At 61.4% G+C, this 241-nt stretch carries 1 pseudogene; it reads left to right on the top strand.

The window, feature by feature from the left end:
- Positions 1–241, top strand: a pseudogene (locus ACFZPT_RS26900) (autotransporter outer membrane beta-barrel domain-containing protein); the annotation flags it as partial.

The raw sequence follows: 241 nt of genomic DNA, 5'->3' as shown, positions 1-241 counted from the left end.
CGGGCGACCGGGTCAATAACGGCTACATTACGGTGAGCGGCAACGGCGCGTGGGGGCTGGACCTGTATCAGGCGAATATCGCGGGCAACGTAAACAACACCGGCAAGATCAGTGTGACTGGCCAAAACGCCAACGGCATGATGATCACCTCGACTCAGGCGCGCATCAAGAACTCGGGCACGATCACCGCTCGCGGCCTCGATTCAGCGGGCATCGAGATCGAGAACGCGCGCTTCACCGG

Source organism: Pseudomonas sp. MD330_10 (genome assembly GCF_042610415.1).
Classification (GTDB): domain Bacteria; phylum Pseudomonadota; class Gammaproteobacteria; order Pseudomonadales; family Pseudomonadaceae; genus Aquipseudomonas; species Aquipseudomonas rhodesiae.
The sequence above is the reverse complement of the archived record's forward strand: the minus strand, read 5'-3'. Positions and strand labels throughout refer to the sequence as shown.